22 protein-coding genes and 1 tRNA gene are annotated in these 26,509 nt (G+C 66.7%); 8 read left to right on the forward strand and 15 right to left on the reverse strand.

The features are described 5' to 3' along the window. The first annotated feature begins 24 nt into the window (after positions 1–24). Together dacB and FPZ24_RS15020 are read left to right on the forward strand one after the other, a co-directional pair. Positions 25–1,449, forward strand: a complete 1,425-nt coding sequence (gene dacB, locus FPZ24_RS15015) for a D-alanyl-D-alanine carboxypeptidase/D-alanyl-D-alanine endopeptidase (protein ID WP_146573325.1) — start codon at positions 25–27, stop codon at positions 1,447–1,449. A gap of 12 nt (positions 1,450–1,461) precedes the next feature. Beyond that, positions 1,462–2,286 carry a phytanoyl-CoA dioxygenase family protein gene (locus tag FPZ24_RS15020; protein WP_146573327.1) on the forward strand — a complete coding sequence of 275 codons (825 nt, stop codon included), beginning with the start codon at positions 1,462–1,464 and terminating at the stop codon, positions 2,284–2,286. On the opposite strand, the gene FPZ24_RS15025 is transcribed toward FPZ24_RS15020, so the two are convergent. After that, positions 2,283–3,293 carry a serine hydrolase domain-containing protein gene (locus FPZ24_RS15025; RefSeq protein WP_146573329.1) on the reverse strand — a complete coding sequence of 337 codons (1,011 nt, stop codon included), beginning with the start codon at positions 3,291–3,293 and terminating at the stop codon, positions 2,283–2,285. The two genes, FPZ24_RS15020 and FPZ24_RS15025, sit on opposite strands and share 4 nt — an antisense overlap. Further along, positions 3,290–4,822 (reverse strand): MFS transporter, encoded by a 1,533-nt coding sequence (locus FPZ24_RS15030; protein WP_240047503.1) that lies wholly within the window; start codon positions 4,820–4,822, stop codon positions 3,290–3,292. The genes FPZ24_RS15025 and FPZ24_RS15030 overlap by 4 nt, the downstream gene beginning before the upstream one ends. A gap of 248 nt (positions 4,823–5,070) precedes the next feature. Here FPZ24_RS15030 and FPZ24_RS15035 point away from each other — a divergent pair, with 248 nt between their 5' ends. Then, complete coding sequence (locus FPZ24_RS15035) at positions 5,071–8,082, forward strand: TonB-dependent receptor plug domain-containing protein (RefSeq protein ID WP_146573331.1); 3,012 nt, start codon at positions 5,071–5,073, stop codon at positions 8,080–8,082. 59 nt (positions 8,083–8,141) lie between these two features. Here FPZ24_RS15035 and FPZ24_RS15040 read toward each other — a convergent pair whose 3' ends face one another. The 12 genes from FPZ24_RS15040 to FPZ24_RS15095 form a co-directional block, all read right to left on the reverse strand. After that, positions 8,142–8,969, reverse strand: coding sequence for an MBL fold metallo-hydrolase (locus FPZ24_RS15040; RefSeq protein WP_240047504.1), 828 nt, complete (start codon positions 8,967–8,969; stop codon positions 8,142–8,144). Between the two features lie 197 nt (positions 8,970–9,166). Next, positions 9,167–9,243, reverse strand: a tRNA-Arg gene (locus FPZ24_RS15045). 46 nt (positions 9,244–9,289) lie between these two features. Then, positions 9,290–9,646 (reverse strand): hypothetical protein, encoded by a 357-nt coding sequence (locus tag FPZ24_RS15050; protein WP_146573333.1) that lies wholly within the window; start codon positions 9,644–9,646, stop codon positions 9,290–9,292. A 14-nt stretch (positions 9,647–9,660) separates the two neighbouring features. Then, on the reverse strand, positions 9,661–10,314 hold the full coding sequence (gene nth / locus FPZ24_RS15055) for an endonuclease III (protein WP_146573335.1): 654 nt from the start codon (positions 10,312–10,314) through the stop codon (positions 9,661–9,663). Continuing rightward, positions 10,311–11,039 carry a 4-hydroxy-tetrahydrodipicolinate reductase gene (dapB, locus tag FPZ24_RS15060; protein WP_146573337.1) on the reverse strand — a complete coding sequence of 243 codons (729 nt, stop codon included), beginning with the start codon at positions 11,037–11,039 and terminating at the stop codon, positions 10,311–10,313. The genes nth and dapB overlap by 4 nt, the downstream gene beginning before the upstream one ends. Further along, the gene (locus FPZ24_RS15065) at positions 11,036–12,286 is read right to left on the reverse strand and encodes a chymotrypsin family serine protease (RefSeq protein ID WP_186728897.1); all 1,251 of its coding nucleotides are present in this window, start codon (positions 12,284–12,286) and stop codon (positions 11,036–11,038) included. The genes dapB and FPZ24_RS15065 overlap by 4 nt, the downstream gene beginning before the upstream one ends. Before the next feature lie 41 nt (positions 12,287–12,327). Continuing rightward, the gene (locus FPZ24_RS15070; RefSeq protein WP_186728899.1) at positions 12,328–13,131 is read right to left on the reverse strand and encodes a GDSL-type esterase/lipase family protein; all 804 of its coding nucleotides are present in this window, start codon (positions 13,129–13,131) and stop codon (positions 12,328–12,330) included. After that, a complete protein-coding gene (locus FPZ24_RS15075; RefSeq protein ID WP_146573341.1) occupies positions 13,131–14,420 on the reverse strand; it encodes a glycoside hydrolase family 1 protein in 1,290 nt (429 codons plus the stop codon). The genes FPZ24_RS15070 and FPZ24_RS15075 overlap by 1 nt, the downstream gene beginning before the upstream one ends. Position 14,421: 1 nt before the next feature. Then, entirely contained in the window at positions 14,422–15,411 is a 990-nt protein-coding gene (locus FPZ24_RS15080; RefSeq protein WP_146573343.1) for an MBL fold metallo-hydrolase, read from the reverse strand. 40 nt (positions 15,412–15,451) lie between these two features. Continuing rightward, positions 15,452–16,855, reverse strand: coding sequence for an FAD-binding oxidoreductase (locus tag FPZ24_RS15085; protein WP_146574607.1), 1,404 nt, complete (start codon positions 16,853–16,855; stop codon positions 15,452–15,454). A gap of 28 nt (positions 16,856–16,883) precedes the next feature. After that, a complete protein-coding gene (locus FPZ24_RS15090) occupies positions 16,884–19,226 on the reverse strand; it encodes a TonB-dependent receptor (RefSeq protein ID WP_146573345.1) in 2,343 nt (780 codons plus the stop codon). A gap of 136 nt (positions 19,227–19,362) precedes the next feature. Next, positions 19,363–20,448 carry a glycoside hydrolase family 130 protein gene (locus FPZ24_RS15095; protein ID WP_146573347.1) on the reverse strand — a complete coding sequence of 362 codons (1,086 nt, stop codon included), beginning with the start codon at positions 20,446–20,448 and terminating at the stop codon, positions 19,363–19,365. A gap of 205 nt (positions 20,449–20,653) precedes the next feature. On the opposite strand from FPZ24_RS15095, the gene FPZ24_RS15100 reads away from it, so the two are divergent. Continuing rightward, positions 20,654–21,772, forward strand: coding sequence for a glycoside hydrolase family 130 protein (locus FPZ24_RS15100; RefSeq protein ID WP_146573348.1), 1,119 nt, complete (start codon positions 20,654–20,656; stop codon positions 21,770–21,772). 7 nt (positions 21,773–21,779) lie between these two features. Here the strand turns inward: FPZ24_RS15100 and FPZ24_RS15105 are convergent, their stop codons facing one another. Then, positions 21,780–22,031 (reverse strand): hypothetical protein, encoded by a 252-nt coding sequence (locus tag FPZ24_RS15105; protein ID WP_146573350.1) that lies wholly within the window; start codon positions 22,029–22,031, stop codon positions 21,780–21,782. Positions 22,032–22,190: 159 nt separating this feature from the next. Here FPZ24_RS15105 and FPZ24_RS15110 point away from each other — a divergent pair, with 159 nt between their 5' ends. The 4 genes from FPZ24_RS15110 (at position 22,191) to FPZ24_RS15125 (ending at position 26,509) form a co-directional block, all read left to right on the forward strand. Then, complete coding sequence (locus tag FPZ24_RS15110) at positions 22,191–22,901, forward strand: response regulator (protein WP_146573352.1); 711 nt, start codon at positions 22,191–22,193, stop codon at positions 22,899–22,901. A gap of 5 nt (positions 22,902–22,906) precedes the next feature. Next, entirely contained in the window at positions 22,907–24,223 is a 1,317-nt protein-coding gene (locus FPZ24_RS15115; RefSeq protein ID WP_338061680.1) for an ATP-binding protein, read from the forward strand. An 85-nt stretch (positions 24,224–24,308) separates the two neighbouring features. Beyond that, positions 24,309–25,004, forward strand: coding sequence for a carbonic anhydrase (locus FPZ24_RS15120; protein ID WP_146573356.1), 696 nt, complete (start codon positions 24,309–24,311; stop codon positions 25,002–25,004). Positions 25,005–25,006: 2 nt separating this feature from the next. Beyond that, entirely contained in the window at positions 25,007–26,509 is a 1,503-nt protein-coding gene (locus FPZ24_RS15125) for a SulP family inorganic anion transporter (protein ID WP_420853410.1), read from the forward strand.

The following is a 26,509-nucleotide window of genomic DNA, read 5'->3' on the forward strand; positions in this document are numbered from 1 at the left end:
GCGCAACCCTTAGGCTGGCTTCCTATGTTGAAGGGGGCATTCACCGCTGTCCTGGCGCTCGTCGCCGCGATGCCGGCGCCAGCACAGGATGCAGGGCTGCGCGGGCGCGTCGATGCGGCGCTGGCGCAAGCCGCGGCGGGTACGCGGTTCGGTCTGCTGGTGGTCGACGAGCAGGGCCGCGAGGTGATCGTAATCAACCCCGACCAACGGTTCATCCCCGCCTCGAACACCAAGATGTACACGACCGCGGCGGCCTATGCGACGTTGCCCGACATGACCGGTCCCGACACGACCGGTGGTGCGGCGGTGCGGCTGGAAGGGCGCGACGTCGTGCTGATCGGCAATGGCGACGCGCGGCTGTCGAGCGCCGACGATTGTGCGGTCGATTGTCTGGCGACACTGGCCGACGCGATCGCGACGAAGACGAAGGTAGTCGGCAACATCATCGGCGACGACACGCTGTTTCCCGACCAGCGTTGGGGTCCGGGGATGAGCTGGAACAACATCCCGACACGCTCGGGGACCGGGATCTCCGCGCTGACGCTCGACGATAACGAGCTGCCCGTGACGGTTGGAACGGACGGCAAGGCGACACTGCCGGCGTACTACAGCGTCGATAATCGCGTCACTGTCGTGCCGGGCGCGAAGAGCGACATCGGTTTCGACCGCGACCCCAACGGCTACGTATTGCGGCTGACGGGGACGATCGGCGCCGACGCCAAGCCCGAGCAACTACGCGTCGGGATCGACGATCCGGCACGCTACGCCGCATGGCGCCTAGGCGAAATGCTCAAGGTGCGCGGCGTGAAGGTGACCGGCAAGATCGACGTCCGCCACCGCGTGCTGACCGCCGCCGACGATCCCGCGATCCGCGGTGCCGCGCTGCCCGCTCGACCGCCCGCCGAACCGGTGCTGGCGAAGCTCATCCCGCCGCCGCTCGCCGACGACGTCGTGCTGACCAACAAGGTCAGCCAGAACCTGCATGCCGATCTGTTCCTGCGGCGCGTCGCGCTGGTCAACGGCACCGGATCGATCGCCGACGGGCAGGTCGCGGTCCGCACGATGCTCGCCAAGGCAGGCGTCGCGCGCACGGCGTTCGACTTTTCCGACGGGTCGGGCATGTCCAGCTACAACCGCGTCGCCCCGCGCGCATCGGTCGGCCTGCTGCGCTGGGTCGCCGCGCAGCCCTGGGGCGCGGCGTGGCGCGCCAGCCTGCCGGTCGGCGGGGTCGACGGCACGTTGGCACGGCGCTTTGCCGGGACAATCCTCGACAAGAAGCTGTTCGCCAAGACCGGCAGCCTCAACGCCACGTCGGCGCTGTCGGGCTATATGATCGCCGCGAGTGGCCGAACTTTAACATTCTCGGTCTATGCCAACGACATTCCCGACGGGACCAGCGCGATCAAGGCGATGGACGCGGCACTGGTCCTGATCGCGGCGGCGAACTAGATAGGCCGAGTGATGGAGTACATCAGCGAGTATCGCGACAGGGGTTATGCCATCGTCCGCGGCGTGTTCGCCCCCGACGAGGTCGCCCGGATCGGCGCGGCGATGGACCAAGTCTATGCCGAAGGCGTCGCGCACGGCCGCAGCTTTCGCCACGGCAATCTGTTCTATAACGTCGTCGACGGCGAAGGCGGCAAGCCGCACGTGCCGATGGCGCAATGGCCGTCCTATCATCAGCACGTGCTAGACGAGACGCGCACGGATCCGCGTTTCGCCAAGATCCTTAAGCCGCTGATCGGCGGCGACCTGAAGCAGATCATCAACCAACTCCACTGGAAGCTGCCACACAGCCGCGGCGATTTCGCGTGGCACCAGGACTCGCGCTTCCGCCGGCCGGCCGAGGCGTATCGCAATCTGGGCAGTTCGTATGTGCAGACCGGGCTCGCGATCGATCCGCACAACCCGCACACCGGCGGGATGCGCTTCATTCCGGGCAGCCACACGCAAGGGCCGGTCGATCTCGACACTTCAACCGAAGTGCTGGGGCAAGCACCGCAGGACGCCGCGCTGGAGGCCGCCGGGATCGATCCGGACAGCCAGATCGATCTGGTGCTCGAGCCGGGCGACGTCGCGCTATGGAACCCCTATCTGGTCCACGCTTCGGGGCTCAATTCGTCGGACCATCTCCGCCGGCTGTACATCAACGGCTATGTCCGCGCCGAGGATTGCGACCGCGGCGAATGGGCGTTCCGCGACGGCCAGCCGGTGCCGATCGCGACTACGCCGTCCCTAGTCCATTACGAGCAACTCTTCGAGCGCCCCGAGCCGCACTACGTCTAGCTTAGGCTGGCGATTACCGCGTCGCCGGTGGCGCGGCGAAGCGTGAAGATGCTCGCCGCCGCATCGCTATGCCGCGTCGGGTGGACGCGGTTGGTGAGCAGCGTCCACGCCACCCCGCGCTCGAAATCGACCCATAGTCCGGTGCCGGTGAAGCCGGTATGCCCGATCGTCGCCGGCGAGCACGCGTCGCCGCCCGGCCAGCCGGGGTAATGACTGTCCCAGCCGCAGGTACGATGCTCGAATTGCGGCGTGCGGATCGCGTCGAGCATCGCCGGCGACGCGCCGCTGCCATCGAGCAGCCCCTGTGCGAAGTCGAGCACGCCCGCGACCGTACCGAACAGCCCGGCATGCCCCGCCGCCCCGCCCAGCGCGGAACAATTCTCATCGTGCACCTCGCCGTTCAGCACGCGCCCGCGCCAATGACAGAATTCGGTCGCGACTGCCGGGCCGGGCGGCGGGCCGTAGCTCAGCCCCGCGCCCAGCGGCCAGGCCGACAGCTGCTCGCCGGTGATGCGCTCGATCGCGATGCCGAGCAGGATGAAGTTGATGTCCGAATAGACCGGCGGGCCATGCTTCCACTCGCGTTGGAGCACGAACGCGCGCAGCCGTTTCGGATCGTCGCCATAGGTATAGATTGGCTCGACCGCAGGCAGGAACGTGCGGTGCGCGAGGCAATCGCGGAACGTCAGCCGCCGCTCAGGTGCGTTGGCGACATCGTACTGGCGAAGATCTGGGATCGCGCTGGTCAGCGGCGCGTCTAAGTCGAGCTTGCCCCGGTCAGCCAGCATCAGGATCATGGTCGCCGTCGCGACCACCTTCGATATCGAAGCCAGGTCGAACCAATGCTCCTCGGTCAGCGCCTCGCGCTCGGGCACCACCGCCGCCTCCCCCGCCACCCGCACCGCGCGCTCGCCGCGCGCCGTCACCACGCCAAGCGTCGCGCCGGGGACACGCCCGTCCGCGACATACGCCGCAGCGGGCGCGAAGGCGGCGTCGATGTCGATCATGCGTCGTCGCGCCGCGGCATGGCACGAACGATGAACGGCAGGAATATCACCGCTGCGATGCTCATCGCGCCCGCCATGATGAAAAAGCCGTCATAGCCGATCGCCTTCTGGAACACCCCCGACAGCCCCGCAAGCAAGCGCGGGATGAGGAAGGCCAGCCCCGACAGCAACGCATATTGCGCGCCGGGAAAGCGTGGGTTCACCAGCAACGAGAGGTACACGACGAATACTGCGCCTTCGAACCCGTGGCCGAACTGGTCGATCGCCATCGACAGATACAGGTCGAAATCGCCCGCCGTCACCGCCATCGACCCGATATGGAACCACACCGGCCCGCCCGGCGCCTGGTGCGCGAGCCACGCGAAGATCCAGTTCGACAGCGCCGACATCACCGCGCCGATCGCCAGCGCCCAGCCCATCGGTGCCTTCGCCGCCAGCCATCCGCCGAGCGCAACCCCCAGCATGCTGGACAACAATGCGACGGCACCGTCGGAAAACGCGATCGCTTCCAGGCTGTAGCCGAGAGCATTGAACAACGGGTGCGACAGCGTCAGCGCCATCACGTCACCCATCCGATAGACCGACACGAACAGCAGGATCGGGATGATCACCAACCCGAAGCGCCACGCGACGTTGATGTACGGCGCGAGCACCGACGTGGTGAGCAAGCGATGGTCGGACGGCAAATTCCTGATCCACGGCACCGCCGCGCCCAGCGCGAAGAACGGCAACAAGGCCACCGCGAACACCCAATATTTGACGATGTCCGGATTATCGAGCCCGACCGACCCCAGCGCCTTGAGCAACAGCCAGCCGACCACCGCCGTCGCGACGCCCGTGACCGCCAGCACCACCAGGCTCGCGATCGTCCCGGTGACGAGCGCCGCCCCGCGCCCGCCGCCATGCTCGGCATCGGATCGCGTCAAGGCGAGGATCGGGAAGGGCAGGAACGCCGCCGCGGCAATCACCAGATAGGCGGTCGTCCAGTCGCTCTTCGCGGCGATGTAGATCGCCCCGCTGCCCGCCGCGACCATCGCGCTGCGATAGCCCCACAGGTTCGCCGCGACCATCGGCCCCTGCTGCTCGGCGGTCGGCGCGAGTTCGATTCGCCAGGCGTCGGCGGCGACCTCCAGCGTCGTCGTCCAGAATGCCAGCAGCACGGCGAACAGCGCGGTCACCGGCAGGTTGGCGTCCGACGAGGTGAACGCCATCGCGACGGTCGACAGGAAGATGCCGAGCTGCGCGAGCATGATCCACCCGCGCCGTTTGCCCCAGAACCGCCCGAAGCCCGGTACGTCGTATTTGTCGAGCAAGGGCGCCCAGGCGAACTTGAACGTCGGCAGCAACGCGACCCAGGCGAAGAACCCCACCGTGACGATATCGACGCCATGCTTCGCGAGCCGCAACAGCAGCACCGCGTTGAACATGTAGAACGGCAGGCCCGCCGCAAAACCGAGCAGCAGATACAGCGCCAACAGCCGCCAATCGCGGGGGACGGCGGTCCGCTCGTCGTTCGCGATACTGGTCAAAGCCCGGCTTTCGCGAGTCGATCGATCATGGCGTCCCGCTCCCTTATCATGTCGGCCAAGGCTCTATCGCCAACGTGCGTCCGTCAATGGCTGCTGTGTTGCAGCGGTGCAACGCTTCGCGGCCCTCGTGGACGAAATTACGTCCCATGCTCGTAATTTGCAGAAAGAGGGTGGCGCAATATGGCAGTTTTGTTGCTTAATGTGCCAAACAACCGCCGGAGGGAACGGCGCGACAGGGGGATTACACTATGATCGGTTCGACCTCGCTTCGTCTGATGCTGGCATCGGGCACCGCTTTCGCCGCGTTGTGCGCGCTGCCGAGCGCCGCATTCGCCCAGACCGCTGCCAGCGATCCTGCGCCCGCCGCCAGCCCTGCCGATGACCAAGACATCGTCGTCACCGGTTCGCGCGTCGTTCGTGACGGCTACAAGGCGCCGACGCCGCTCGTCGTGTTGTCCGACAAGGATATCCAGACGCAGTCGTCGTCCAACAACGTCGCCGACTTCCTGAATCAACAGCCGCAGCTTGCCGGTTCGACCCGTCCCGCCAACTCGCGCCTCAACCTCAGCAGTGGCCAGGCGGGCATCAACGCGCTCAACCTGCGCAACCTGGGCGAAATCCGCACGCTGGTGCTGATCGACGGTCGCCGCTCGGTCGGATCGACGATCACTGGCCTGGTCGACGTCAACACGATCCCGCAATCGCTGATCCAGCGCGTCGAAGTCGTGACCGGCGGCGCGTCCGCCGCCTACGGTTCGGACGCGGTCGCCGGTGTCGTCAACTTCATCATCGACAAGAAGTTCGAAGGCATCAAGCTGGCCGCCGACAGCGGTATCACGACCTATGGCGACGGCTTCAACTATTCGGGTAGCCTGACGCTCGGCAAGTCGTTCGCGGGCGGCCGCGGCCATATCCTGCTGAACGGCGAAATCGCGCGTCGCGACGGCATCTTCAACACCGACGAACGCGCCTGGAACCAGACGGGCTATGTCCGCATCCAGGATCCCAACTGGGTCGCCGGCGTCAGCACGACGCCGCGCTATCTCATCCGTAAGCAGGTCGGCGCGGCGAATTCGACACCGGGCGGCCTGATCACCGGATCGACCGGCGGCACGTCGCTGCGCGGCGTCTATTTCGGCCAGGGCGGATCGGTCAATCAGTACAATTTCGGCGCGCTGACCTTCCCGGCGACCGGCACGCCGTCGCTGACCCAGGGCGGCGACTGGCGCGTCAACGATTCGGGGCGCCGCATCGGGCTCGATCCGCAGGACGATCGTCGCGGCGTCTATGGCCGCCTGAGCTTCGAGGTGACCCCGGACATCGAGTTGTTCGGCGAAGGATCGTACAACTGGCAGCACATCGTGTTCAACGCGGGGCCCAACCTGTCGACCGGCATCGCGATCAACACGACCGGTTGCGGCGCGGCGGCGACCGCGGCGGCGGCCCCGATCACCTGCAACGCGTTCGCCTATAATGCGCTTGGCCCGGCGCGACTTGCCGGTGTGACCGGCGTGACATTGGCGACGACCGCGGCCGACCTTCCCTATCGCGGCGTCAACAACACCCGCCGGGTTCAGCGTTACGTGATCGGCGCCGACGGCAAGTTCGACGCGTTCGGCAAGCCGGCACACTGGGACATCTACGCGCAATATGGTCGCGCCAATTTGCGCGAGCAGTTGACCAACATCATGAACACCGCGCGGATCAACAACGCGACCGCGGCGGCGTTCGCACCGGCGGGCAATGCCAACGGCTATGCGACCGGGTCGATCCAGTGCCTGATCAACGTCGACGCCAGCACGACCAACGACGATAAATCGTGCGTGCCGCTCAACCGCTTCGGTCTCAACGTCACCGATCCGGCGGCGATCGCCTATACGCTCGGCAACCCCTATCGCGACGAGGTCACCGAGCAGAAGGTTGCCGGCATCAACTTCTCGTTCACGCCGTTCGCCACCTGGGCGGGCGACGTCAGCTTGGCGATCGGCGGCGAGTGGCGCGAGGAAAAGATCACCGGCTCGGTGCCGACCCAGTTCCAGCCGCTCGTCACGGCGAACCCCGCCGGTGGCCTGACCACGGCGAATACCTGGTCGGTCGGCAACTATCTGCCCACCAACGGCAAGTACAACGTCAAGGAAGCCTATCTCGAAACCGTCATTCCGCTCGGGATCGGGCTGGAGTTCAACGGCGCGGTGCGCGCGACCGACTATTCGACGTCGGGCTATGTGACGACGTGGAAGCTCGGCGCGACGTGGCAGCCGATCCCCGACATCCGCCTGCGCATCACGCGCTCGCGCGATATCCGGGCGCCGAACCTCAACGAATTGTTCGCAGCGGGGTCGTCGAACAGCGATTCGGTTAGCAACCCGTTCTATCCCGGTGCCGGGCCGAACGGTGTCACGTATCCGAGCGCCTCCATCAGTTACTCCGCATTGGCGTTGGGCAATCCCAATCTGCGTCCGGAAAAGGCGAATTCATGGAATATCGGCGGTGTTATCTCGCCGCGCTTCATGCCCGGGTTCAACCTGTCGGCCGACTATTTCCGCATCGACATGACCGACGCGATCGACACGCTGAGCGCGCAGGACATCATCAACCGGTGCAAGGATGGGCGGCCTGAATATTGCGCCGCGATCACGCAGGATCCAAACAACGCATCGCGTATTCTTATCCGCACTCAGCCGTTCAACTTCTCGCGTAAGCTCGTCCGCGGCATCGATTTCGAAGGATCGTACCGCCTGCCGATCGACGGCTTGATTCGAGCATCCAGCTTCACGCTACGCGGCGTCGCCACGCGTTATATCGAGAATATCAGCGATCCGGGCATTCCGGGTAACGTCGTGATCAGCACGGTGGGCGCCAATGGCGGCCAGGGCAGCACGCCGACCTGGATCTTCCGCTTCAGCGCGACGGTCGATACGCCGACGACGTCGCTGACGGCGGTGGCGCGCGGGGTGAGTTCAGGTACCTATGTGAACAACGCGATCGCGTGCACCACCGGCTGCCCGGTGACGACTACGACTTCGACGTATCAGACCTACGACGTCAACCACGTCTCCGGCCTGTTCTATCTCGATCTCAACCTGACGCAGAAGATACCGTTCGGCGACAAGTCGGAAGCGCAGTTCTTCATCAACGTGTCGAACGTGTTCAACCGCTGGCCGCTGCTGGTGCCGGAAACCGGCCTCGCCGCGAACAGCACGTATTCGGACATGCTCGGCCGTCAGTTCCGTGTCGGGTTCCGCATCAACCTGCCCTGACGCGGGTAACCGCCAAGCAAGAGGGCGTCCGTTCGCGGGCGCCCTTTTTGTTTGCGGCACTAGAAGTCGTAAACGCCGCCCGGTTCGGCGGCGACGAAGCGCTGCGCCGATTCACCTGCGGCCGACAACGCTTCGGCTAGCGCCTGGAGCGGCGCCTCGCGCGGCTCGTCGGTCAGTTGGAACGTGCCCCAATGGATCCCGAGTGCATGCCGGGCGTCGACATCCCGCATGATCTGGACCGCTTCCGCCGGATTCACGTGTTGCGCGGTCATGAACCAGCGCGGCTCGTAGGCACCGATCGGGATCAGCGCGACCTCAGGCGCTCCGCAGCGTTCGCGGATGTCGCGGAAGATCGCGCCATCGCCATAGCCCGTATCGCCCGCGAACCACACCCCGCCCGCAGGCGTATCCAGATAATGCCCCGCCCATAACGCCATGCGCCGGTCGCTGAGGCCGCGCGACGACCAGTGGTTCGCCCGCGTCAACACGGTCGCCACACCGTCCGCTATGGCGATCCGGTCGCCCCAATCGCCGACGGCGATCCGCGCCTCGGGGATTGCTCGTCGGACGATCGCGTCATTGCCCAACGGCATGATCATCAGCGGCCCATGCCGGTCGTGCAACCGCCGTAGCGTCGCGATGTCCATGTGGTCGTAGTGATTGTGGCTGAGCAGCACCGCATGGATCGGCGGCAAGCTGTCGAACGCGATGCCGGGCTGCGTCACGCGCTTGGGGCCGGCGAACGCGAGTGGGCTGGCGCGATCCGACCAGACTGGATCGGTGACGATGTTGACCCCGGCAACCTGGATCAGCAGCGTCGCATGTCCGACCATCGATACGCGGAGACTATCGACCGTCGCGTCGGGGATCGCTGGGACGATCGGCACGGTCTTGGGCCAAGGCGCCCGACGCTCTCCAAACCGCCAGCGCAGGATGTCCCGGAACGATCGGTCCGTCGCGGGCTGTCCATTATGAAAGAACCGGACGCCATCAAAATGGTCGCTCGGCGGACCGTGATAGTAGCGATTGACCGGCATACCACTGTCATGACCCATCGACGATCACGATGCCAGCGGTGAAAGGGTGGCGCACCCGACAGGATTCGAACCTGTGGCCTCTGCCTTCGGAGGGCAGCGCTCTATCCAGCTGAGCTACGGGTGCCTAGTCGCGAGCGCCTAGCAAAGCGCGCAGCACCACGCCAGCGTTTCTATTTGGCGATGCTGACCGGCTGGAACTTGCCCAGCCCACAGGTCGCGCCGCGCCCGCCAGTCGATTGCAGGACGGTGATCAGGTCGGTCGAGCACAATTGGCCGTTCGACACCGAATAAGCGAAGCGCTCCTCGAACCCCAGCGACGGACACGCGCCGTCGAGCGTGTTGCGGTAGATGCGCTTACCGGTCAGCTCGAAATCGATGACCTGATCGCTACGGACGTGCGTCTCGCGGAGTTGGTTCAGCTGGATGCAACTGACCGGCTCGCCTACCGGCGTCGCGACGGGAACGTCGCGCGCGGCGGCGGGAGCGGCGATGGCGAAGGCGGCAAGGGCGAACGGCAGCGGGCGCATCGTGCTTCTCCTCGTTAAGCGCCGCGTTGCCTTGGCGCCGGAGTCTTGGGCTTGAACGCACATAGGTCGCAAACGACGCAGCGCCAGCATTCGGGCGTCCGCGCCTTGCAGACGTAGCGGCCGTGCAGGATCAGCCAGTGGTGCGCGTGGAGCCGGAACGGCTGGGGTACGATCTTGTCGAGCTTGAGCTCGACCGCCAGCGGAGTCTTCCCGCGTGCGAGCCCGGTGCGGTTGCCGACGCGAAAGATGTGCGTATCGACCGCGAAGGTCTCCGCGCCGAACGCGACGTTCATCACGACATTGGCGGTCTTGCGCCCGACGCCGGGCAGCTTTTCCAGCGCGTCGCGATCGGCGGGCACCTCGCCGCCATGATCGGCGATCAGTTGCTCGGACAGCGCGATGACGTTCTTCGCCTTGGTGTTGAACAGCCCGATCGTCTTGATGTGCTGCTTCAGCTTGGCCTCGCCGAGCGCGACCATCTGCGCGGGGGTCTTCACCTCCTCGAACAACCGCCGCGTCGCCTTGTTGACGCCGATGTCGGTCGCCTGTGCCGACAGTGCGACCGCGACCACCAGTTGATAGGGGTTTCCGTATTCGAGTTCGGTTTCGGGGTGCGGGTTGTCGGCGGCGAGACGGCTGAAGAACTCGACGACCTGCGCCTTGTTCACAGGCCGAGGACTTCCGCCATCGCGTAGCGCCCTGCTGGCTGCCCGGCGAGCCACAAAGCCGCGCGCACCGCGCCGCGGGCGAAAATCTCACGGCTTTCGGCGCGGTGGATCAGTTCGAGCCGCTCGCCGGATCCGGCCAGGATCACTTGATGGTCGCCCGCGATCGATCCGCCGCGGATCGACGCGAACCCGATCGTCCCCTCCGCGCGCGCGCCGATCAGCCCGGCGCGGTCGACCACTTTCAAGTCGCCGAGCGGCGCACCCCGCCCCTCCGCCGCCGCTTCGCCGAGCAGCAAAGCGGTGCCGGACGGTGCATCGACCTTGTGCCGGTGATGCGCCTCGACGATTTCGATATCCCAATCGGGGCCGAGCTTTTCCGCCGCGTCGGCGACCAGCCGGGCGAGCAACGTGATACCGAGTGAGGTCGTGCTGGTCTGCAGCACCGCGATCCGCGCGGCGGCATTGTCGATCAACGCATGATGTTGCGCGGTTAGCCCCGTCGTGCCGACGACGATCGGCGTCCCGCCCTCGCACGCCGCCGCAAGATTGGCCTCGAGTGCGCCGGGCGCGGTGAAATCGACCAGCACGTCCGATGCCTTGGCCAGCGCCAGCGGGTCGCCGCCAGCATCGACGCCGCCCGCGACGGTCGCGCCCAAATCGGTCGCGACGGCGGCGATCGCGCGCCCCATCCGTCCTTCGCTGCCCAAGATTCCGATCGCGGTCATGGCGGTCCTATTGCACCAAACGGCAGAGGCGGAACAGGGGGCGTGGCCGGTCCCGTCACCAGTCGCCACGGCTGCGGGATATAGTCGACGGACATGTAGAAATAGAACACGCACGCGCCGCTGCGATAGGTCGCGCCCTTGACGATCCCCAGCGCGGTCGTGCCGACGAACACCGGCGATCCGCTGTCGCCGCCGCGGCACGTCGGCCCGGCAACAGTGACCCATGTCGGCAGACACGGACCGCCGCACAGATCGCCCGCCGGCGCGAAGTCGGTGAGTTGGACGGTGGCGCAGCTATAGCCGGTGGTTTCGCCGCGATGGCAGACGAAGTCGCCCGCGCGCGTGCTGTCGCGGGTGCGCTGGTCGGTCACCGGGCGTTCGACCGTGCGGCCGTTATCGGCATAGAACAGTCCGGGCAGCGGATCGGCCGCGGCGTTGATCTGGACGTCCTGATAGCCCCAGCCCCATTGCCCAACGAAGTTGAGCGGCGTCGGTGCGCGCTTCGGGTCGAGATAGGTCATGTCGTCGAGGCAATGTGCGGCGGTCGCGATGCCATAGCGCTTGCCGTCGGTGACGGTGAAGGCGGTGGTGCACAGATAGCGCTTGCCGTCGGCCGGATTGAGTCCTTCGAGCCGCGAGCCGCCCATCGGCGCCGACAGATTGATGTCGATCTGGTCGAGCACGAGCAGGCGGACCGGCACGCCGGCGATGCCCTCCAACTTGGCGCGAAGCGTCTCCTTCCCGTTGGCGGCCGCAGTCGCTGTCGGGACGACGATGACGAGCTCGCCGGTGCGCGGGTCGAGACCCATGGCCGGCGGATTGGGCAACGCCGCGCGGATCGCCGCCTGGTGATACGTCATCGCCCAGATCACGCGATCGCGGCTCGCCTTGGCCCCGGTGCGAAAGACGATCGGTACGGTCATCCCGCCCGCGCTCAACTTGCGGTTGGGGACGGGCGCATCGCCGGTCAGGTAGACCAGGATGCGCAGGCTCGGCTTGTGCTCGATCGACACGCCGGCGACGCGGTCGCGATAGGCGATCTCGATACTGTCGGTGGTCGCCACACTGTCCGCCAGCGCACGGAGCCGGCGTTCGGCCTCGGCCTGCGAGACGCCGAACTGCTTCGCATATTGCCCGGCGTCCTGCGCCAGCGCCTCGGCCGGCGTCTGCACGCGCGACGGCGCCGGTTGCGCGATGGCCGGCGACGCGAGGATGAGGAGCAAGAAAACAACAAGCCGGCGCAACACGCCCGCCTCTTACACGGGTTTCACGCGGTTTGGCGACCGCGCTATTTTCGCGCCGCCGCCACCGCCTTCTTCGCCATGGGTCCGATCGCGGCATAGCCCGCCGCGTTGGGATGCACGCCGTCGAGCGTCAGCGCGTCCTTCATCGCGCCATCGGGCATCGCCAGCACCGCGCCGTAATCGACGAAGGTGATCTTCTCGCGAACAGCCAAGGCGCGCAGCCGGGCGTTGAGCGCGGCGATCCGCGGCGCGGGTTCGAGCTTCGGCTGCCATGAAAAGGTTTTGGCTGGCGGCACCGCGGCCAGCACGACACGGATGCCGGCGGCCTTCGCCAGCGTCACCATCGCGGCGATGTTGGCTTCGATCCCGCCGAGCGTCATCGGGCCGCTATTGCCGGCGATATCGTTGGTCCCGGCCATGATGTGGACGACCCGCGGCTTCAACGCGAGCACGTCGCCGGGGAAGCGCACCAGCATCTGCGCCGTGGTCTGCCCGCTGATCCCGCGATCGACCCAGCCGCCGCCAGTATCGAACGCGGTATTGCAGTAGCGCCACCCCCAGGTGATCGAATCGCCCATGAATACGACGTCGCGGGCGGCCGCCGGCTGCGTCATCAGCGCCGCATTCTCGTCGCGATAGCGGCACGTATCCGCCCAGTCCGTCTTGCGCGCCTCCGTATAGGCTTTGATGTAGGGGGCGCCCTCCGCCATCGGCGGCGGGATCGATTTCACATTATCGGGCGCATAGGTCTTGCGCCGCCAATCCTCGATCGCGGGCGGGATCGGGATCGCCGCCGGGCACGGATTCTCGGTCGCGGCGGCGAGAGCAAGCAGGAGGGCAAGGGCCATTAGATACCGCCCGAACGGACGATGCGGCCGAGATGCGCGGCGCTCGGTTTGGGGGTGCGCTTGAACGTCGTGCGATCGACCGCGACCAGCCCGAACTGCTGGGCAAAGCCCGACGTCCATTCGAAATTGTCGAGCAGCGACCAGTGGAGGTACCCACGTAGGTCGATGCCTTCGTCGAGGCACGCGCGCACTTCCTTCATCGTCGCGTCGATGAACGCGACGCGGCGGGTGTCGTCGCTCGTCCCGATCCCGCTTTCGGTGATGATTACCGGCTTCCCGCTGGCCTTCGCGGTGTAGCGCACCATGTTGCCGAGTGCAGGGGGATAGAATTCGTATCCCGCTGCGGTCTTCTCGGTTTCCTTGGGCGCCGGCACGGGGCCGTTCGGGCCGACCTGGATCCGCGTGTAGGTCTGCACGCCGATGAAGTCCGACGGCAGATCGAACCAGTCGTCGTACAGCGCCTTGTTGAGTTCCTTCACCTTGGCCTCGCCGCCCGCGACCGGCTGCAGGTCCTGCATGCTCAGGCTGATCCCCAACGGGTGCTTCGCCTCGGCCTTGATCGCGGCATAGGCCTTGGTGTGCGCCTCGCGCGTCGGCGGTACGATGCGATCGGCGGGGGCGAACACCCAGGACGAGAAGCGGTCCGACCCGCAGGCCTTGGCCGATGCGTTCAGCATGCGGTCGATCAGCGCACGACGCGCCTCGTACCCTGGCACCAGCACCGGGATCAGGCGGGGCAGGTTCATCTCGTTGAACGTCGTTGCGTAGTCGACGAGCGAGCCGAAATGCTTGGCCGCGGTGCCGGCGAAGCGCGCGAACAGGTCGGCCGCGCCGTCCGCCTCGAACCCGCCCCGCGCAGCGAACCAGCGCGGCGTGGTGAAGTGGATATAAGTTAGCATCGTCTTGAGGTTGTGTTTGCGGCACGTCTCCAGCACGCGCTTGTAATGGTCGAGCGCGGCCATCGAGAAGACGCCCGGCTCGGGCTCGATCCGCGCCCATTCGATTCCGAAGCGATGCGTGTTGAACCCCAGCGACGCGGCGATCGCGATATCCTCGGCGTAGCGCTCGTAGCTGTCGCAGGCGTCGCCCGAGGGTTCGCGGAACAACGTACCTTTGACGTGCTCGTTGAGCCACATGTCCGAATTGACGTTGTTGCCCTCGCTCTGATGCGCTGAGATCGCGGTGCCCCACAGGAAGCCCTTGGGGACGGCGCGCGTCGCGGCGCGCGCGGGCATCCCCGACAGCGCGGCGGTCGCGCCCAATCCGATCAGCACGTCGCGACGATCCATCTCACTTCCCCTTGGCTTCGTTGATATCGACCGGCGCGATCACCGGCATGTAACGGATCTTCACCCCGTCACGCGCGGCGAGCGGCGCGAGTCGGGTCATCGTCAGCGGAATGTCGTCGAGGAAACGGCGCAGCGGCTGGAGCGGCTGGTCGAGCGGCAACAGGAAGTCGTCCCAATGGATCGGCACGACCAGCTTGGCGCCGGTCGTCTTTACCACCTCGTCCCAATAGCGTGCCGTGAAATCGGCCGGATGCGGCGACAGGCCGCCGGTCGCGAGGAACACGACGTCCGCCTTCACCCCGCGGTACATGCCGGGACTGAAATTGGCGCTGGCATGGACGAGGATGCGCAAACCGCGATGCTCGATCAGATAGGCGAAGGTGCCGCCCTCTCTATAGTCGCTCGCCTTGGCGGGTTGACGGAGCGGCGCCGTCACCTCGCCCGGCACGCGGTCGCCGAGCGAGTGAGCCGAGCGGATGACGGTCACCGTGAAGTCGCCCGCGACGAGCGTCTCGCCGCCCTTGATTGTGCGGATGCGTGCGTCCGGGATCCCTCCGCCGAGGGCGACCTCGCGCGTCGAGGGCGAGCCGACGATCGTCGCCCCGGTCTTCGCTGCGACCGCCGCGATGTCGAGTGCATGATCGTAATGCGTGTGGCTGACGAGCAGAAGGTCGATCTTGGCCAGACCCGCGCGACTCAGGACCGACCCGACCAAGGCCGGGTCGCTGGCGATCTTGTCGAACATCACAGCGCGCATCCCCGGCCGCGTCAGCAGGGCGTCGATCATGATCGTGTTCTTGCCGTCGCCGAACGTCAGCGTCGTCGCACCGAAATAGCGGGCCGTGACGTCTCCCGCAGCCGCATTGCTCGACGCTAACGTCACCGTGTCGGCAGGCAACGCGGGATGGCCGAAGCGCCACGCGCCATAGCCCACGGCGACGGCCAACAGCGCCGCGACCGTCAGCAGGATGCGCTTGATCCAGACCCTCATTGCGCCACCCTATGCCGGTCCGCGCCGTCCGGCCAGCGCATCACGCGGCGAAGATCTTGCCCGGATTGAACAGATTGTCCGGATCGAGCGCCAGCTTGACCGCGCGCATCATGCCGACCGCGTCGTCGCCCAGTTCGCGGAGTAACCACGGCTGCTTGCCGAGCCCAATACCATGTTCGCCGGTGCAGGTTCCGTCCATCGCCAGCGCGCGCTCGACGAGGCGCGTATTGATCGACTCGACCTCGGCCAGTTCCTCGGCGCTGTCCGGGTCGAGCGAAAAGACCACGTGGAAATTGCCGTCCCCAACGTGGCCGAGGATCGTCGCCGGTAAACTGGCGGTCGCCAGGTCCTTCTTCGTTTCCTCGATGCATTCCGGCAGCCGGCTGATCGGCACGCACACGTCGGTCGCCCAGCCGACCGCGTTGGGCCGCAGATTGACCGCCGCATAATAGGCCTCGTGCCGCGCTTTCCACAATTTGGCGCGTTCCTCGGGCAGGTTCGACCAGCGGAAATCGCCGCCGCCGTTCGCGCTCGCCAGTTCGCCGACCAGTTCGACTTGCTCGGCGACCCCCGCGGGCGAGCCGTGGAATTCGAAGAACAGGGTCGTGACTTCGGGATAGTCTAGCTTCGACCACAGATTGACCGCGCGCATCTGCATGTCGTCGAGGATTTCGACGCGGGCCAGCGGGATGCCGAGCTGGATCGCCTGGACGACAGTATCGACCGCGCCACGCAGCGTCTCGAACCCGCATACCGCCGACGAAATCGTCTCCGGGATCGGATGCAGCCGCAGCGTGACTTCGGTGATGATGCCGAGCGTCCCCTCCGACCCGACGAACAGGTGGGTCAGGTCGTACCCCGCCGCCGACTTGCGCGCGCGGCGGCTGGTGACGACGACCTTGCCGTCGGGCGTCACCACCTTCAGGCTCAGCACCGCCTCGCGCATCGTGCCGTAGCGCACCGCGTTGGTGCCGCTCGCGCGCGTCGCCGCCATCCCCCCGATGGTGGCGTTCGCACCCGGATCGATCGGGAAGAATAGTCCCTGATCGCGCAGATGCAGGTTGAGTTCCTCGCGTCGCACCCCGGCTTCGATCGTGCAGTCGAAATCCTCGGCATTGACCGCGACGATCCGCGTCATTTCGGACAGGTCGACGGTAACGCCGCCGCGCACCGCCAGCGTGTGGCCCTCGATCGACGTTCCCGCACCGTACGCGATGATCGGGACCTGTGCCCCCCGACACAGGTCGACCAGATCGACCACGTCCTGGGTCGATCGCGCGAAGACCACCGCGTCGGGCGGCATCGGCGCGAAGTGCGCCTCGCTTTGCCCGTGCTGGTCGCGCACCGCCTGCCCGGTCTGGCACTGCGCGCCGAACCGGTCCGCGAGCCGCGCCAGAAAGGCTTGATCGACCGGCGAGGGCACGACCGGGTGCTCGATGTGCATCACGCGATCCTCTTTCCCGCCGCCGCGATCAGAACTTGACCGAGGCTTCGAGGCCGATCGTGCGCGGCGTCAGTACGCCGGCGGCATAAGGCGACCCGGCAGTGTTGTTGGTCGCCAGCAGCTCGGTCCCGACCACCACGATCGCGCGCTTGTCGGTCAGGTTGCGGGCGAAAGCCGACAGGTTGAAGCTGCCGAAGTCCAACCCCGCGCGCAGATCGACCGTCGCATAGGCCGGCAGATGCTTCGGGAAGTTGCCGCTATAGTCGCTGATGCGGTTGCCCGTGTAATTCAGCGCAGCGCCCAGGTTCAGCTTGGTCGAGCCCGACAGCGTCGCGCTGTAGTCCGCAGTGAATGACCCCGACAGACGCGGCACGTAGGGCAGGCGATCGCCGTTGATACCCTTGGCGCGCGGCGCATCGGACGTCAGCTTGGCATCGGTGTACGCCGCGTTCAGCCCGAAGCTGAGCCCCGTCGCCGGCTGCAAGCGGATCGTCACTTCGCCGCCCTGGCTGCGCGCCTTGCCGCCGTTCACGATGAAGTTGAACCCGCCCGCGCTAGTCTGGACCTGGATGTTGTTCCAGTCGGTGTAGAACAACGCCGCATCGACCGAGAGCAGCTTGTTCATCGCCGATGCCTTGAAGCCGACCTCGTACTGGATCAGGCGGTCGGGCTGGAAGGTCAGCGGCACGCCACCCGACGGCGGCGCGGGGTTCGGACCGCCCGGGCGATAGCCACTGGCGGCGCGACCGTAGATCATGAAATCGTCCGAAATCTTGAAGCGCGGCGACACCAGCCACGTGGCGACGTTGGCCTTTTCGGCCCCGACCGCAACCAGCTGGCGGAACGCGAAGCCGGTGATCGCGGGGATCAGCAGGCCTTCATAGTCCTGGCTGTATTTCTGCTTGTCGTGCGCATAGCGGACGCCGCCGAGGATATCGAACTTCTGCCCGAAGTGGAGCCGGATATTACCGAAGCCCGAAAACTCCTGATAGGACGAATCGATCTTCGCGAAGACCAGGCCGTAGGGCGAGGTCGTCGGGATGCCGAATAGCGCATAGGCCGGGACGGAGATGGACGGGATTCCGACGCCGGTCGCGGTGTGGAACAGATCGGCGTTGTTGATCCGGTTCTTGTCGCCTTCGTACGTCCAGTAGAAGCCGGCCTGAACGTCGAGGATGCCGCCCGCAAGGTCGTTGGCGGTCACGCGCGCTTCCTCTGACCAGCGGTCCGAATGCTTGTACGTGTTGAGCGCGGCGCCGAGGTCGGCAATGCCCGACAGCCCGGCGAAAGCGGCGCCGAAGGTGCGCGAAGCGTCGGTCCGCTCGCCCGAGAAGATGCGCTGATAGGTGGTCGACGAGACGATGTTGACCTTGCCGAGATCGGCGCGCCACGTCGCGTTGTAGAGGCGCAGACGGACGCGGCCCGTTTCCTGCGCGAAGCGATTCTGCTTCAGATCGCCGTAGATCGGCTTGAGCGTGACCGAATCGACATCGACGATGTTCGCCGCTCCGGTCGTGGTGTCCTGCAGCGTCGCCGACAGATCGAGCCGCAGTTCGGGCGTGAACTTCATCGACAGCACCGCGCGGCCGCCGCGGATCTTGGCGTCGTTGGCGTCCTTGCCGCCGATCACCGGGTTGACGTTGTCGATATACCCCGCGTCGCGGCGGTAGAAGCCCGACACGTGCAGCCCGAGCCGGTCGGTGACCAGCGGAAGGTTGAACATCCCGCGCGCCGAATAGCCGACATCGCCCTTCGCGACCGTATTGACGCCGGCCGACGCGCTGCCCTCGATCGTGCTGAGGTTCGGCTCGACGGTGGTGAACTTGAGCAGGCCGCCCACCGCGCCGGCGCCGTACAGCGTGCCCTGCGGGCCCTTCAGCACTTCGATCTGCGCGAGGTCGGACGGGTCGAGATCGGGCGTGATGCCGTTGCCGCCGGTATAGGCGTTGACCGACCCGACCGGGGCTTCATCGACGTAGAAAGCGGTGGTCGAACCCGGCTGCGACGAACCGGTGGTGATGCCGCGCAGCGTGACCTGCGTGTTGCCGGTGCGGCCGGAGGTGAAGCTGAGGCCCGGGATGCGCGCCGCATAATCGGCGAAGCGCGTGATGCCGCCTTTGGTCATGTCGGTCGCGGTGACGACCGAGATCGACGCCGGCACGTCCTTCAGACGTTCATTGCTCTTGGTCGCGGTGACGATGATGTCGGGCATCGACTGGTCGTCGGCAGCCGTGGCGTCGGCACCACCGGTCTGACCGTCGGCAGCCGCGACGGGCGCCGGGGCGGATTGCGCATGTGCGGCGGTCGCCATGAAAGCGACAAACGCGGCACCGGCCAGCAACGCGATACGGCTGTTATTGTTGAACGACATTATCGATCCTCTCCCATTGCCCGCTTCGATCCGGGCTTGACCTATCAGGTAGCTGACGCCGACCTATCAGGTAGGATCAAGCTGTCGAGATGTGCCGCTATGCCGATCGGAATCCTCGCTATGCGGTTTGTGTCGATCAGAGGGAGAGGCTGGACGACGCCGCGACGCCGACGACGCTGTCGGCCGACCCGTAATATAGCAACCACTGCCCGCCGAAATGGACGAGCCCTTCGATGAAGGTTGTCCCCTGCGCGTACTGCCCGGTCTTCTCCCAGGCGAGCTCGGGGGCGAAGAAAGGCGTTTCGGCGCGCTCGAGCACCCGCGTCGGATCGCGCGGATCGAGCAACGCGCGGCCCGCGGCATATTCAAGCGGGGGCCGCGTCGGATCACCCCCCGTCTTCGCGTTGCGGCCGTTATAGAGCATCACTATTCCGCGCGGCGTCAGGATAGGCGACGGCCCCGCCTCTGCCAGCCCGCTGTCGAACTTGCCCGGACGCGGCGCCATGACGATCTTCAGCTTGCCCGGCGCGCTTTCGACCGGGGTCCAGCGGATCATGTCGGGCGAATGCGCGGCGTAGATGTTGCCCTGGCCGAACAGCATCCAGTAGCGACCGCCGATCTTCGCCGCGACCAGGCGATCGCCGGCCAGTCGCTGCACGATCGCGGCGGATTTCATCATCATCTTTTCGTACCGCGACCCGGCGAACGCGACCCCGTGCTTTTCCCAGAACACCATGTCGCGCGACGTCGCGACGCCGAGATAGACCGCCTTCCGGTTGAACTGGCTGTAGGTGCAGACGAACAGTCCATCTTCGCGCATCGCGAGCCGCGGATCCTCGCATCCGCCGTCCCACTCGGCATCGCGCTGGGCATCATTGTCGGGGTAGATGACCGGCGACGGCAGCACCTGGAAATTCACCCCGTCGCTGCTCCGCGCCAGCCCGATGCGCGAGGTATGCCCGCCGATCGCCATCGCGCCGCTATCGTCCTCGGCGCGAAACAGCAGCCATACCGCACCGTCATGGACGGCCGCTGCTGGGTTGAAGGCGTGCAGCGCGCGCCACTTCACCGGCGCCTGGCGCATCGGGCAGAAGAAGGTCGCGTTCGGATCGGCGGCGATGATCGGCCGCGCGCCGGCACGCCGCTCGAACCGGGTGTCGGCGGCGATCGGCCGCGCGACGCGGCCCGCCGCGGTCGCGCCGACCGGCGTCGCCGCCAACATCAGCCCCCCACGACCGACCGGCGATCGGGGCGCCGCGCATCGTTAATCTCGGCCATGTCCGCCTTCCTCTCGGTGCGAACACTAGGCAGGTCGATCGGCATCGCGGTAGGCAGTCCGCTGTGCTGGGAGGAAGTATCGCTGTGCGCCCGGCAACTCGAAGGCGCGAACGTGCGTTCGGCCCGGACATGGTGAGCAGGGGCAATGCATGACGTATCCGATCGATCGCCTGGTCTTTCGTCCCGACGATGTCGATCTCGCCCGCTCGCCGCTGGCGGGACATATCGGCGAGGACACGTACGTGCTGGGCGCGTTCAACCCCGGACTGACGCGGCTCGCCAACGGCAATCTACTGATGATGGTGCGGGTGGCCGAGGCGCTGCGGCAGCCCGTCCGCGACGGCCACGTTCGCTCGATCCGCTGGGACGGCGGGCGGTACGTCCTCGATCCCTGGCCGCTCGCGCAAGTCGACACGTCGGATCCACGCAAGTTCATGGTGCATGGCAGCGGCTGGCGCGTGATGGCGCTGACGTCACTGTCATGGCTGCTGCCGGTCGAATTGTCGCCCGACGGGCTGGATCGCGTCGCAATTCATTACGACAAGGCGGTCGCGCCGTCCGCCAGCTTCCAATGCTACGGCATCGAGGACGCGCGGATCAGCAAGGTCGGCGATCGCTACTTGATGACGACCTGTTCGGTCAGTCCGGAGCGCCATTCGACGACGTTGTACAGTTCCGCCAACGGGCTCGACTGGACGTTCGAGGACATCGTGCTCGATCACCAGAACAAGGACATGCTGATCTTCGAAGGACTGATCGGCGACCGTTACTGGGCGCAGACTCGGCCCCTCGGCGACCTTTATTTCGCCTACCCGCCCGGCAGCGAGTGGCGCGCCGGTCCGGCGATCAACCTCGCGACCTCGCCCGACGGCCATCACTGGAAACCGTATCGCGAGCCCGGCATCCGCCCGCACAGCGCGACGGTCGCCACCGCGCGGATGGGCGGCGGCACGCCGCCGATCCTAACCGACGACGGCTGGCTGAGCCTGTGGCACGGCGTCGAACCCAAGGAAATCGTCGGCATCTATCGCACCTATTGGTCGATCCTCGACCGCGACGATCCCAGCAAGGTCGTGCGCACGCATCATGCGCCGGTGCTCGAGGCCAGCCCCACGCTGACCGCGCCGATCGAGCATCAGATGTACCTCCACGACGTCGTCTTTACGACCGGCATCGCCGATGGCGGCGATCATTATGTCGTCGCGTCGGGCGAAGCGGACCTCGCGTGCCGCATCACCCATGTGCCGAAGGCCGTGTTCGGCCTGTAGCGACGGCCTAGTTGGCGGGCACCTTGGCCCAAGGTGTCCGCGCAACGGGGCAGCGCGGTTCGTGCCGGTCCAGTTCCTTGCCCGGACGATCCTTCTTGAACCGTTTGGCGCAAGGCGACTCGTCGCGCGGACGATACGTGGCGGTCGGGGTCTTCCCGGTCGGATGCCACACCAAGACGTGCGTATCGCTAACGGACTGGGCGCTGGCCGCCACGGGTTGAATCAACGCCAGGGCGATGAGGATCGGCATCGGTTTCATGGGGTCTGCTCCATCATTCGTCGGCCGAAGCGGCTAGCGGCGGGCGCGCGCGCGATCCTTGCCGTTGTGTGACGAAGCATTGCGGCGAGTGTGACAAATCGTTGCTGAAACACCCGTCGGGGTTGAGGTGCCGCAGCGCCGCGCCTAGCTCGCATCGCGATGACCGCTCCCAATATCATTCTTGTCGAAGACGATCCGCCGCTCCGCACCCTGACCGCCCGCGCGCTCCAGGAAAACGGCTATGCCGTCCGCGTCGCGGCCACCGCCCCCGAAATGTGGCGCGCGTTCGAGCAGGGACCGGTCGATCTCGTATTGCTCGACATCATGCTGCCCGGCACGAGCGGAATCGACCTGTGCCGCGAATTGCGGCGGATCAGCGACGTGCCGATCATCTTCATCTCGGCCAAGGGCAGCGAGACCGATCGCGTGATCGGGCTCGAGCTCGGCGCCGACGATTACCTCGCGAAGCCGTTCGGGACGCGCGAGCTGGTCGCCCGCGTCCGCGCGGTGCTGCGCCGTCATACCGTGGAACGCGCGCCGGCCGATCGCGAGAAAGGCGAGCTCGAATTCAATCGCTGGACGGTCAACCTCCCCCGCCGCGAGTTGATGTCGCCGACCGGCGCCGCGGTCGAGCTGACCGGTGCCGAGTTCGATCTGCTGGTGAGTCTGTGCGACAACGCCCAGCGCGTCATCGCGCGCGAGCGGTTGATCGAACTGTCGCGGACGCGCCTCGGCGACAGTTCCGATCGCAGCATCGATGTGCTGATCAGCCGGCTCCGCCGCAAGCTGTCGAGCACAGGCAACCCGGCGCCGATCATCACGGTGCGCGGTGTGGGCTATATGCTCAACGCGCCCGTCGAGCGCCGTTGAGGCTGGTGCCGCACTTCGCGCTCGGCCTGATCGGGCGAGTCTTCGCGATTCTGCTGCTCGCGGTGCTGGTCGAGTATGCGGCCAGCACGTTCCTGTACGAGCGCGCCAGCCAATTCTCGGTGCGGCAGGACGAAGCGCATCGGCTCGCCGAGCATCTGGTGATCGCGAGCAAGCTGATCGAAGAGGAAGAATCGCTGCATCGGCCAGAGGAAGCAGCCGAACTGACCACGACGCGCTACGCGATCGCCTGGCGCGCGACATTGCCCAAGCCGCCGACCGTATCGCCGTCGCTCGACCGGCTGACGCGGCAGATCATCACGTGGGAGCCCGATCTGGCGCGCCGCGACTTGCGGGTATCGCTGACCTCCCCGGGGCGCGACGGATTCATTGCCGGCGCGCTGCGGCTGACCGACGGCAGCTGGATCACGTTCCGCACCCGCCAGCCGGTCGCCGCGCTCGACATGGCGGTCAGCCGTATCCTGCTTGCGTTGACCCCGGCGGTCGCGCTGATCCTGATCGGCGGGCTGTTGCTGCGTCAGACGCTGCGCCCGATGCGCGACCTCGCGCGCGCCGCCGACCGCGTCGGGCATGGCGCGGTCGAGGTCAAGTCGGTCCCCGAACGCGGCCCCAGCGAAGTGCGCGACGTGGTGGTCGCGTTCAACGCGATGCAGGCGCGGATCCACCGCCTGATCGGCGATAGGACGCAGGCACTCGCCGCGGTCGGGCACGATTTCCGCACCCCGCTCGCGCGGTTGCGGCTGCGTGCCGACGCGATCGACGACGACGATCTGCGAGATTCGATCCAGCACGACGTGATCGAGATGAACCAGATGGTGACCTCGCTGCTCGCCTATCTCTCGGGTGAGGACGAGGCGGATGCCGAAACGCCCGCGCCGACCGATCTCGCGGTGATGTGCGCGACCTTGGTCGATGACGTCCGCGACCATGGCGGCAAGGCTAAATATCACGGCCCGGATCATTGCGAACTCGCGGTGCGCCGCGTGGCGCTCAAGCGCGCGCTGACCAATTTGATCGACAATGCGCGCCACTACGGCAAGCGCGTCGATGTCCGGCTCGATGTGAGCGGCGACACCGTGACGATCGCGGTCGAGGATGACGGCCCCGGCATCCCACCCGACCAGCGCGACCGGGCTCTCGAACCGTTCGTCCGCCTCGATCCCGCGCGCAGCCGCGACACGCAAGGGTTCGGGCTCGGCCTCGCGATCGTCCAGCGCGTCGCGGCGGTCCATGATGGGCGGCTCGAACTCGACTCCGCGCCGTCGGGCGGCCTCAGCGCCCGGATCGTCCTGCCCCGCGCCTGACGGCAACATTTTCTTACACGCGCGCCGCACGACGGAAAATTCGAGTCGCTATTTGCTCGCGGGTCATCCGAAGAGGAGCAGTGAAGTGAACGACCTGATCGGCCGCGTGTTCGATTTCGAGAAGCGCGTTTTCCCCAGCAGCAAGGGCCTGTACGCCAAGCTCACGGAGCACGGGCAGCGCCCCAAGGCGCTGATGATCTCATGCGCCGACAGCCGGGTCGTGCCCGAACTGATCATGCAGGCCGATCCCGGCGACCTGTTCGTGTGCCGCAACGCGGGTAACATCGTGCCGCCGTTCGCGACGCAGAATGGCGGCGTGTCGTCGACGGTCGAATATGCCGTCGCGGCGCTCGGCGTGCGCGACATCATCGTGTGTGGCCATTCGGACTGCGGCGCGATGAAGGCGCTGATGAACCCCGAAATGCTGGAAGGCATGCCCAACGTCGCCGCGTGGCTGCGTCATAGCCATGCCGCCGAATGCGTCGTGCGCGCCGGCTACGGCCCGCTCGACAAGAACGACAAGGTCCGCGCCGCCAGCCTGGAAAATGTCGTCGTCCAGCTCGCGCATTTGCGCACGCACCCGTCGGTCGCCGCCGGCATCGCGCGCGGCGAGATTTCGCTGCACGGCTGGTTCGTCGATATCCATGCCGGCCAGATGCTCGGTCTCGACGGCGCGACCGGACGCTTCTTGCCGATCCGCGACGATCAGCCGCTGCCCGTCGCGCTCGCCGCAGCGCAACGCCTGGCGATGGACGAGCCGTTCGTGGAGGCGGCCGAGTGAGCATTGCCAAGCCCGCGGGCGGCTTCCTGGCCCGCGATTTCACCGCGTCGATCGTCGTTTTCCTGGTCGCGATGCCGCTTTGCATGGGCATCGCGATCGCGTCCGGCGTGCCGCCCGAAAAGGGCCTGATCACCGGCATCATCGGCGGCATCGTCGTCGGCGCGCTCGCGGGATCGCCGCTGCAGGTCAGCGGACCCGCCGCGGGTCTCGCGGTCATCGTGTTCGAACTCGTCCGCGACCAAGGCCTCTCCGCGCTCGGGCCGATCCTGATCCTGGCGGGCGCGATTCAGGTCGTCGCCGGCATCTGCAAGCTCGGCGGCTGGTTCCGCGCGATCTCCCCCGCGGTGGTTCACGGCATGCTCGCCGGCATCGGCGTGCTGATCGTCGTCGGCCAGTTCCACGTCCTGTTCGACGCCAAGCCGCTATCGAGCGGGCTCGACAATCTCACCGCGATGCCGGGGCGGCTGCTGGGTCTCGACCCGACCAACGCGACCGCGACCGAACTCGCGCTCGCCATCGCGTTGCTGACGATCGGGATCATGATCGCTTGGGACAAGTTCCGCCCCAAAGCGCTCAAGCTGGTGCCGAGCGCGTTGCTCGGCGTCGTCGCGGCGACCCTGGTGGCGTACTTTGCCGGGCTCGACGTGACGCGCGTCAACGTGCCCGAATCGATCGCGAGCGCGGTCGCGATCCCCGATGCGTCGCTCTTCGCGAAATGGCTCGATCCGTCGATCCTGCTCGCGGCGCTCGCCATCGCATTCATCGCCACCGCCGAGACGCTGCTCTCGGCCGCGGCGGTCGACAAGATGCACGTCGGCGTCCGCACCGATTACAACAAGGAGCTGCGCGCACAGGGCGTCGGCAATCTGCTGTGCGGTGCCGCGGGCGCGCTACCTATGACCGGCGTCATCGTGCGCAGTTCCGCCAACGTCCAGGCGGGCGCGGTGACGCGGCTATCGGCGATGCTGCACGGTATCTGGATTTTGGGATTCGTCGCGCTGCTGCCCTGGCTGCTGCGCGAGATTCCGATGGCCGCACTCGGCGCGGTGCTGGTGGTGACCGGGTGGAAGCTCGTCAACTTCGGCCACGTGCGCGAGCTGTTCCGGCATCACGGTGTCCTTCCCGCCGTGATCTGGGCGGCGACCCTGGTGGTCGTCGTGGCCGAGGACTTGCTGTCCGGCGTGCTGGTCGGGATCGGCCTGTCGCTGATCGAGGTGATCCCGCATGTCCGCCGCCTCAAGCTCGGGGTCGAGCATGACGACGGCGATCACGGCACCGCGATTCGCCTGTCGGGCGCGGCGACGTTCGTCCAGCTGCCCAAGCTGAGCGACGCGCTCGATCGCGTGCCGGCGGGCAAGCCGGTGGTGATCGACGGGACGCAACTCGCGGCCGTCGACCATACCTGCGCCGAACTGATGCGCGACTGGCTCGCGCGACGCCGGTCGGCGGACAACGACGTCACCGTGCTCGGCGGCGCCGGACCGCTTTCCCGATTGGCGGCGTGA

Origin of the sequence: Sphingomonas panacisoli, assembly GCF_007859635.1 — a bacterium.
Lineage (GTDB): Bacteria > Pseudomonadota > Alphaproteobacteria > Sphingomonadales > Sphingomonadaceae > Sphingomonas > Sphingomonas panacisoli.

Bases quoted from the DNA above. Each gene is read 5' to 3' on its own strand.
- FPZ24_RS15085 (WP_146574607.1), bottom strand. From the start codon at position 16,855: ATGCACATCGAGCACCCGGTCGTGCCCTCGCCGGTCGATCAAGCCTTT.
- FPZ24_RS15100 (WP_146573348.1), top strand. From the start codon at position 20,654: ATGACGTATCCGATCGATCGCCTGGTCTTTCGTCCCGACGATGTCGAT.
- FPZ24_RS15110 (WP_146573352.1), top strand. From the start codon at position 22,191: ATGACCGCTCCCAATATCATTCTTGTCGAAGACGATCCGCCGCTCCGC.
- FPZ24_RS15050 (WP_146573333.1), bottom strand. From the start codon at position 9,646: ATGCGCCCGCTGCCGTTCGCCCTTGCCGCCTTCGCCATCGCCGCTCCC.
- FPZ24_RS15095 (WP_146573347.1), bottom strand. From the start codon at position 20,448: ATGTTGGCGGCGACGCCGGTCGGCGCGACCGCGGCGGGCCGCGTCGCG.
- FPZ24_RS15025 (WP_146573329.1), bottom strand. From the start codon at position 3,293: ATGATCGACATCGACGCCGCCTTCGCGCCCGCTGCGGCGTATGTCGCG.
- FPZ24_RS15105 (WP_146573350.1), bottom strand. From the start codon at position 22,031: ATGAAACCGATGCCGATCCTCATCGCCCTGGCGTTGATTCAACCCGTG.
- dacB (WP_146573325.1), top strand. From the start codon at position 25: ATGTTGAAGGGGGCATTCACCGCTGTCCTGGCGCTCGTCGCCGCGATG.
- FPZ24_RS15035 (WP_146573331.1), top strand. From the start codon at position 5,071: ATGATCGGTTCGACCTCGCTTCGTCTGATGCTGGCATCGGGCACCGCT.
- FPZ24_RS15090 (WP_146573345.1), bottom strand. From the start codon at position 19,226: ATGTCGTTCAACAATAACAGCCGTATCGCGTTGCTGGCCGGTGCCGCG.
- dapB (WP_146573337.1), bottom strand. From the start codon at position 11,039: ATGACCGCGATCGGAATCTTGGGCAGCGAAGGACGGATGGGGCGCGCG.
- FPZ24_RS15075 (WP_146573341.1), bottom strand. From the start codon at position 14,420: ATGGATCGTCGCGACGTGCTGATCGGATTGGGCGCGACCGCCGCGCTG.
- FPZ24_RS15070 (WP_186728899.1), bottom strand. From the start codon at position 13,131: ATGGCCCTTGCCCTCCTGCTTGCTCTCGCCGCCGCGACCGAGAATCCG.
- FPZ24_RS15080 (WP_146573343.1), bottom strand. From the start codon at position 15,411: ATGAGGGTCTGGATCAAGCGCATCCTGCTGACGGTCGCGGCGCTGTTG.
- FPZ24_RS15020 (WP_146573327.1), top strand. From the start codon at position 1,462: ATGGAGTACATCAGCGAGTATCGCGACAGGGGTTATGCCATCGTCCGC.